General features: G+C 45.6%; 5 protein-coding genes. 2 read left to right on the plus strand and 3 right to left on the minus strand.

All coding sequences use genetic code 11. From position 1 onward, the window contains the following. Positions 1–109: 109 nt before the first annotated feature. Both JMY06_RS10950 and JMY06_RS10955 read left to right on the plus strand, forming a co-directional pair. Positions 110–1,132, plus strand: a complete 1,023-nt coding sequence (locus tag JMY06_RS10950; RefSeq protein WP_201618287.1) for a cell envelope integrity protein TolA — start codon at positions 110–112, stop codon at positions 1,130–1,132. 199 nt (positions 1,133–1,331) lie between these two features. Further along, positions 1,332–2,624, plus strand: coding sequence for a PD40 domain-containing protein (locus JMY06_RS10955; protein ID WP_201618288.1), 1,293 nt, complete (start codon positions 1,332–1,334; stop codon positions 2,622–2,624). 142 nt (positions 2,625–2,766) lie between these two features. On the opposite strand, the gene JMY06_RS10960 is transcribed toward JMY06_RS10955, so the two are convergent. The 3 genes from JMY06_RS10960 to JMY06_RS10970 all read right to left on the minus strand — a co-directional run bounded on the left by JMY06_RS10960 (position 2,767) and on the right by JMY06_RS10970 (position 6,679). After that, positions 2,767–3,480: a c-type cytochrome gene (locus JMY06_RS10960; protein WP_201618289.1), complete on the minus strand. Its 714-nt coding sequence runs from the start codon at positions 3,478–3,480 to the stop codon at positions 2,767–2,769. A gap of 32 nt (positions 3,481–3,512) precedes the next feature. Next, positions 3,513–5,114 (minus strand): flavin monoamine oxidase family protein, encoded by a 1,602-nt coding sequence (locus JMY06_RS10965; RefSeq protein WP_201618290.1) that lies wholly within the window; start codon positions 5,112–5,114, stop codon positions 3,513–3,515. Between the two features lie 134 nt (positions 5,115–5,248). Beyond that, the gene (locus JMY06_RS10970) at positions 5,249–6,679 is read right to left on the minus strand and encodes a cytochrome c (protein WP_201618291.1); all 1,431 of its coding nucleotides are present in this window, start codon (positions 6,677–6,679) and stop codon (positions 5,249–5,251) included. Positions 6,680–6,917 lie beyond the last annotated feature (238 nt).

The raw sequence follows: 6,917 nt of genomic DNA on the forward strand, positions 1-6,917 counted from the left end.
AATAGTTGTCTATGGAAAAAAATTAATAGTAATGTACCGATACTCTTTTAAACCAGATTGTTCTAAAACAGTTAGTTTTAACAAGTAAATAACCCGATGAACCATGCCCATGAATAATGCTCCTGCCGTCTATGTTCCTACTCAGCCTGAAGGTGACGGCCTCATGCTGCCCACCCTACTCAGCTTGCTGGCGCATGGTCTCATTATTGGAATATTGATTTATAATTATCAATATATAAAAATAGACACTAGCGGTAGCATTGAAACGGTTATGGTATCACCAGAACAGTTGGCGGAGATGCAAGGACAAATATTGGTCAATCGCGCAGCGGCCTCTGATGGCACGCAAATGGACAATAATCCGAGTGGTGCTGTGAGTAGTGAGCCTTTTAACTCAAATGATTCAAGTATCGCTGGTGCCAATAACTCACAACCAACCTCTCAACGAGTGCCTGTATTTAAGCAATCGGACAACTCTGCTGACGGTCATACTGATGCGCCGATACTCATGAGTCAAGAACAGCAGGAGCGCCTCACTGAGCAATCACAAGAGTATGAGAATGGCCTTGCAGAATGGGCAGAACAGCAAGATAACTTGGCGTTAGAGCGGTTTGAACGTGTTGAGAAAAATAAAAAAAGCAGTCTGAATGAAGAGAATGAAAGGCTCAAGGAGTTTCAAGACAAGAAGAATAACCCACCAAAAATTGAAAAGCCTAACAGCACCCAGCTTAAGATAGAAATCACCTCTGGCAGCTCAGGCGGTAGCGGTAAGAACTATAGTTTGTCAGATGGGCAATCGACCTTATCTGGTGATACGACAACTTCTAACCCATCAAAGGGTAGTGGACGCAGCGCTTCAAGCGGCAGTCGCGGTACCAGTAATAACGAGATTATCAATTTAATCAAACGTAATTATAACCCACCAATAGCCATTAAAGGCTCTACTCAACGCACTACTTTAACCATTACCGTTAATACCAGTGGTCATGTGGTCAATGTCTCAGCCTCAGGCTCTGATAGTGCCGTCAATGAGGCAGCAAAACAGGCGGTAATGAACATAGGCACTCTGCCTATTGATGCGGATGACCCAAAATACCCAACCTTTACCATTCAGTTTAGTGGTAGCAGCTGATATTGCAAATTAAGTATCTCTTAATCAGAACACGTTACTAATTAATTCATATAGATAACCACCTTATGATTGAGTGGCTAGATTAAAGCCAATTTTACCTTAAGCAACTTGCGCTGCGTACCTTATTACCTTAACGTAACGCCCAACTTAAAACGTGTCAAAAGCGTTTATTACTCGATTTTAGGAGCCTGATTTGGTCATGCGTACTCATAAAAAGCTATTAATTACCTTACTTGCCAGCGCCTCAAGCTTGCTGGTTGCCCAAAGTAGCTTGGCTGCACCAGTAGTTTTACAATTAGATTATGAAATTCCTGTGCAGCAGAACCAAGTCGCCTTTGTGCCGTTTGCTGGGGACTCGGTGCTGTCACCTATTATCCTAAACGACCTAAGTAGAACTGAGCTGACAGTGACTAATAAAAACTTACCGCAGCAGCCGCGCAGTAGTAGCGAGCTGGCTGGAACTTTACCGGTCTGGCAACAGTTGGGAATTCCCTATTTAGTAGTTGGTAGTACACGCACCGATCGCGGCAAAATTGTTACTAATTACGAAGTCATCAATGTGCAATCGGGTCAAGTGCTAGGAGGCAAGCAAAGCTTATCCTCAGATAAAGATGCGCAAAGTATGCGTTATGCTGGTCACGTCATCGCCGATAAGGTTTATGAGCTGATTACTGGCACGCCGGGCGACTTTTCAGGGCGCATTGCCTATATTGAAGAGACCGGTCGTGGCAACAATAAAGTGTCACGCTTAAAAATCATGGATGCCGATGGTGAAAATGCCAAAACTATCACTGAAGTCACCGGCTCCATCTTCTCGCCAGCATGGTCACCGGATGCCAACCGTATCGCCTATGCGGTACAACGTGAAAAATCATATCCTGTGATTTATGTTCAAAACGTCAGCGGCGGTGCTGCCCATGTGATTACGCCTTACCCTGGTAGCAACCTAAGCCCTTCATTCTCCCCTGACGGTAGCAAAATTCTATTCTCTAGTAGTTTTGAGGGCAGTGCTAATATTTATGAAACCAGTTCAAGCGGCGGCACGCCAAGAAAACTGACCAACTGGCCTAGCAGTGAAGTACAGCCAAACTACGCTCCTGATGGTAAATCGTTTGTATTCGTCTCAGATAGAGCTGGCTTTAATAAACCGCAAATCTATCGTTATGAATTTGGTTCAGGGCGGACAACTAAAGTGTCCAATAGTGGCTATGCAACCAGCCCACAGTTTAGTAGCGATGGCACGCAGATTGCCTTTTTGAGTGGGCGATCAGCGGCTATTATGAATAGCAACGGCGCGGTAACGGCCAATCTTGGCAATACCGGTATCGATGAAGCACCAAGTTTTTCACCCAATGGTAAACGGGTGGTATATGCATCAATCCAAGGCGGCAAAGGCGTCTTGACGATTAAATCATTGAATGGTGGTCAGTCTTTTGGTAAATCTGGTCAAGGTATTATCCGTTCGCCAGTATGGTCTGCAAGACCTGAATAATAGTAATAAGCTTATAAAGCAAACTCTTTTGCTATCAGAGAAAACCAAACAATAAAAAAGCGCTCGATAATATTATCGAGCGCTTTTTTATTGTTTAATACTGAATCAGTAACTTATATTTTGACTATTATATAAGATAACTTTACTCAGTAGGGTCTCCAGCCGCTGCCGGTGGATTAGCATGGCGAAGCTGCGCTACATTAGCCGTAGTCACTGGATCTTTATAATCATTTAGCTCGCTACGAACATACTGAGTCACGGCGGCCATCTGTTCATCGTTCATCATGCCATGAAAAGCTGGCATGCCACGAAAGCCGTTCATTAGGATGCTAATGACATAATATTTAGACTGCATCTTGCTGTTATCAGCAAGCGGCGGATAATAACCTGCCCCTTGCGCGCCTTCGCCTTTGTGCATATGACAGGCGGCACAAGAGTCGTGGTATAGCTTTTCACCATCGGTGGTGACAAAGCCGTTTGTATTTTCAAACATAGCCTGTTCACTTGTACCTTCAGACCTAGCCTGTGCATTTGCACCTTCATACCTAGTCTCTACCTCTGTACCTTCAAATTTCTCTTGCCACTTCACCATATTTGGATCGTCTGCCATGGCTGGCAATGAGCTGACATCGACGACATTAGTCGGTGGCGCGCGGAGCTCATCGCGGCTCATATAGACTCCGCCCCATGCGCCGTTGTTACGGCTGGCCTGATTATCAGTTGGTTGCACGGCGGCTTGCTTACTGCCAATCGTCTCTGCATCATCGCCCGCATGTTGGCTACAGCCTGATAATGCGGCGGCGGCACTTGCGCTAAGCAATATCATAGCAAGCGCTTTGGGTTTCATAATTTTCATGATAGCCTCTAAATATATTATTTTTATGAAGTTTAACCGAGCATTTTTGCTTTTTGATGTAGACGCTTAGCCGTATCCATACCAGACAGAATAGCCCCTTCTTGCCATGCAGGAATGTCTGAGCAGTGCTCGCCTGCCAGTACGATACGGTTATCAATACTACATAGCGTATCGTAAAACTGTTCACGTCTTTCTTCAGTCCAAGTACCATAGCAGCCTAGTGTCCATGGGATACGATGCCACACTACTGAAGTCCCTGAGCGGAACTCTTTTGGATATTGCGGATGGATATATTTACCATAAGCTAAGGCGGCATCGATGCGCTCTTGCGGGGTTAAGGTATTAAACTTATAAGAAGTCGCGCCAAAACCATATCCGCCAAGTAGCACCCCTGAACCATTACCGAACATATTTTGCGAAGGGTAAGAGATTTGGGTAATCGGCAAATCGGTATAGGTTACCCCGCCATAAATCCACTCGTCTTCTTCCCAGAAGCGGCGGTTAAACTCTAAGCCTACTTTAAATGAAGTATCATAAGGCACTGCTGCTATCGCTTGCTTCATTGGTTTTGAAACATTGATATCTAGTTGGGACAATATCGATAGGGGTATATTGCACACACACCAGTCAGCACGAACGGTTTTGGTTTCGCCGTCCGGATTGTTGCTATCCACATAAGTGACCGTCACGCCGCTTTCATCTTGATGAATCTTAGTGACTTTAGCATTAAATTCGATCATATCACGGCACTCGCGAGTAAAGGCATCACCAATCTTACCCATACCACCAACCGGTTGGAACATCGTTGGATGATGCTCATACAACGTGTAGTTGTTATAGATATCTGACCACATACCGGAATCTAATAACTCACCTATCGGTAACGGCTGAGATGCTTCAGAATTCGGCATCAGTCCACCACCCGGATAGACACTATAGCCGCGGCGTGTGCCGGTCGCCTCACTTGCTCGATAGCGATAGTCGCTATCGAGGACACCCCAGCCTTTCAGGCCTTCTAATAGCTTTTCTTTATCTTCCGTATTCACTGAACGATCAAGGCTGCCGACGTTGACCGCTTTTGATAACAGCTCTGAGACGTGACCGCGTATATCACTTTTGACATCGCCTAAACGCTGTGGTGCTCCACCAAAATGATTAGCACGGTGCAAGTAAGCACGGTCATTTGTCTGAATAAAGGGCTGCAATTCGACACCAAACTTTTTGCAATAGTGCAATACGGCATAATGATGGCTGGGCAGACGCCATGGTCCACCATTAAGGTAGTTGCCTTCTTCAAAGTCGCAAGTGACCTTACCACCACCAAGCTCGGTATATTCATCACCACCGTTTAACGTCCAACTGCGACCACCGCCACGGTTTTGGTATTCGAGCACCTTGACGTTATAGCCTGCTTTGCGCAGCTCATAAGCCGCCGTGAGGCCGCCTAGACCAGCGCCAAGAACAATAATACTGGCGCCAGGAGGCGCACCTTTGAGATCCATCGCCTCTGTAAAGGTAGATTCAGAGGCAAAGCCTAATGTGGTCATTGCCTGATACATTGCAGTCGCCCCAGCGGTTTTACCAATCATGCTGAGTAATTGCCGACGGGTCGGGGATTTAAGAATATCTGTCATCGTTTTGTCCTTTTAAATCTTGCTATCAGATCATCTTTAAACGGTCTTAATTATTAGTAACGGGTCATCGTTAAGTCTAGGTTCTCCGAGCAAAGCATACAGCCTTGCCCGCTCCTAGCTTAATGAGCCTGCTATCAATGAGCGCGGCCCATTCGACGAATTAACCACCACACCAATAAACCAAGCAGTAATACTACTGCAATAACGCCAAGCCAAGCTAATAGCCCTGCATTCTTAATCAAGAAAGGCTGATCGGGCTTCGTTGTCATGATACGGTCGACGTCAGCGGCACTCACGTCACTGTTTTCTATACCACCGAAGTTGACGCGAACGTAATTGGCGATACCAGCAATCTGCTCGCTGTCTAAGTCCTCTGAGAAGCCGGGCATTTTAGGTCTGGTGTTGGTAGCGCTGTCAATACCATGGGCGATGACATTAACTAGTGCGTTAGGTTTATCACGGCGAATGCTGCTCAAACCAACGATAGGCGCATAACCGGCATCAGGCTGTGCGTAACCACTGACCCCATGACAGCTGCCACACGCTGCAAGATAAAGCGCTTTTGGCGAATTACTGTCGTTGCTAGCACTGGTTTTTGCTCGTGCCAGATAGTCTTTTTGAGCGATAAGGTCATGAGTAATCGAGGCGTTTATCGGTCTTGGTAGACGTGCAGTATCAATCTGTGTGATTTTGTCATCGGTTTGAATAGCAGGCACGGCTTTTAGATAAGAGGCTATCGCGCCTAAATCTTCATCTTTTAGATAGCGTGTACTGTGTGCGACTACCTCTCCCATAGGCCCACCAGCATAGGCACGCTGATCGAGCTCACCGGTACGCAAGTAAGTAACAATGTCTTGCTCACTCCAGCTACCGATACCACTGTCTTTGTCAGGGGTAATATTTGGGGCATGCCAACTACCAAGTGGCGCGCCAGATAAGTACATGGATTTATCAAAGCCCATGGTGCTGTTGCGCGGCGTATGACAGGTACCGCAATGCTCAAGGTTATTGACTAAATATTCGCCGCGCTGCTGCGTTTCATTCAGTCCAGTACGCTTAGCAGTTGATGGAATATTAATAGCATTCCAACCTAACATCAAACTACGAATATTAAACGGAAATGGTAAATCGGTTTTATTCTCTGACGCTTCATTGACTGCCGGTACGGTCTGCATATAAGCAAACAGGGCACTGATGTCCTCGTCAGCCATACCGTTATAAGACGGGTAAGGCATGGCGGGATAAAGCATACGATTAGGCGCACGGCCTTTTTGCAAAGCGTTTTTGAAATCTTTTTCAGTGTAATTACCGATACCGTAACGCTTAGAGGGGGTAATATTAGGAGAGTAAATTTCGCCCATCGGCGTGGCAATCGGTGTGTTGCTACCGGTATAATCCTCACCATGGCATGACATACAGTCAGCAGCACGCGCGATATACGCACCTTGGTTTACCAGATCGCTATTGGCAGGGCTGACTTTGGGGAGGCTTGCGCCGTCAGCCATCGCGGCGCTGGAGGTGATACCGATGGCAAGCACCGATAGCATCATAGAAAATGGCTTCATAATATCCTCATATAGCTGGCATCTAGGTTATATTGCTTACTTTGACATTGTTTATTAATTATAATCGTTCTTTGGTATTTAACAGCCAAATAAGGGCTGTCATTACGACTAAGATAGAACTATTTCGCTAGTATTGCTTGAATATTAACCTATTTAACTTAAGTTTTTACAAAAGTAAAAGACTTACCTCAATGGTTTCTCGTTTCTACATGAATATTATACTTAATAATATTATAAT

Source organism: Psychrobacter urativorans (genome assembly GCF_904846675.1).
Classification (GTDB): domain Bacteria; phylum Pseudomonadota; class Gammaproteobacteria; order Pseudomonadales; family Moraxellaceae; genus Psychrobacter; species Psychrobacter urativorans_B.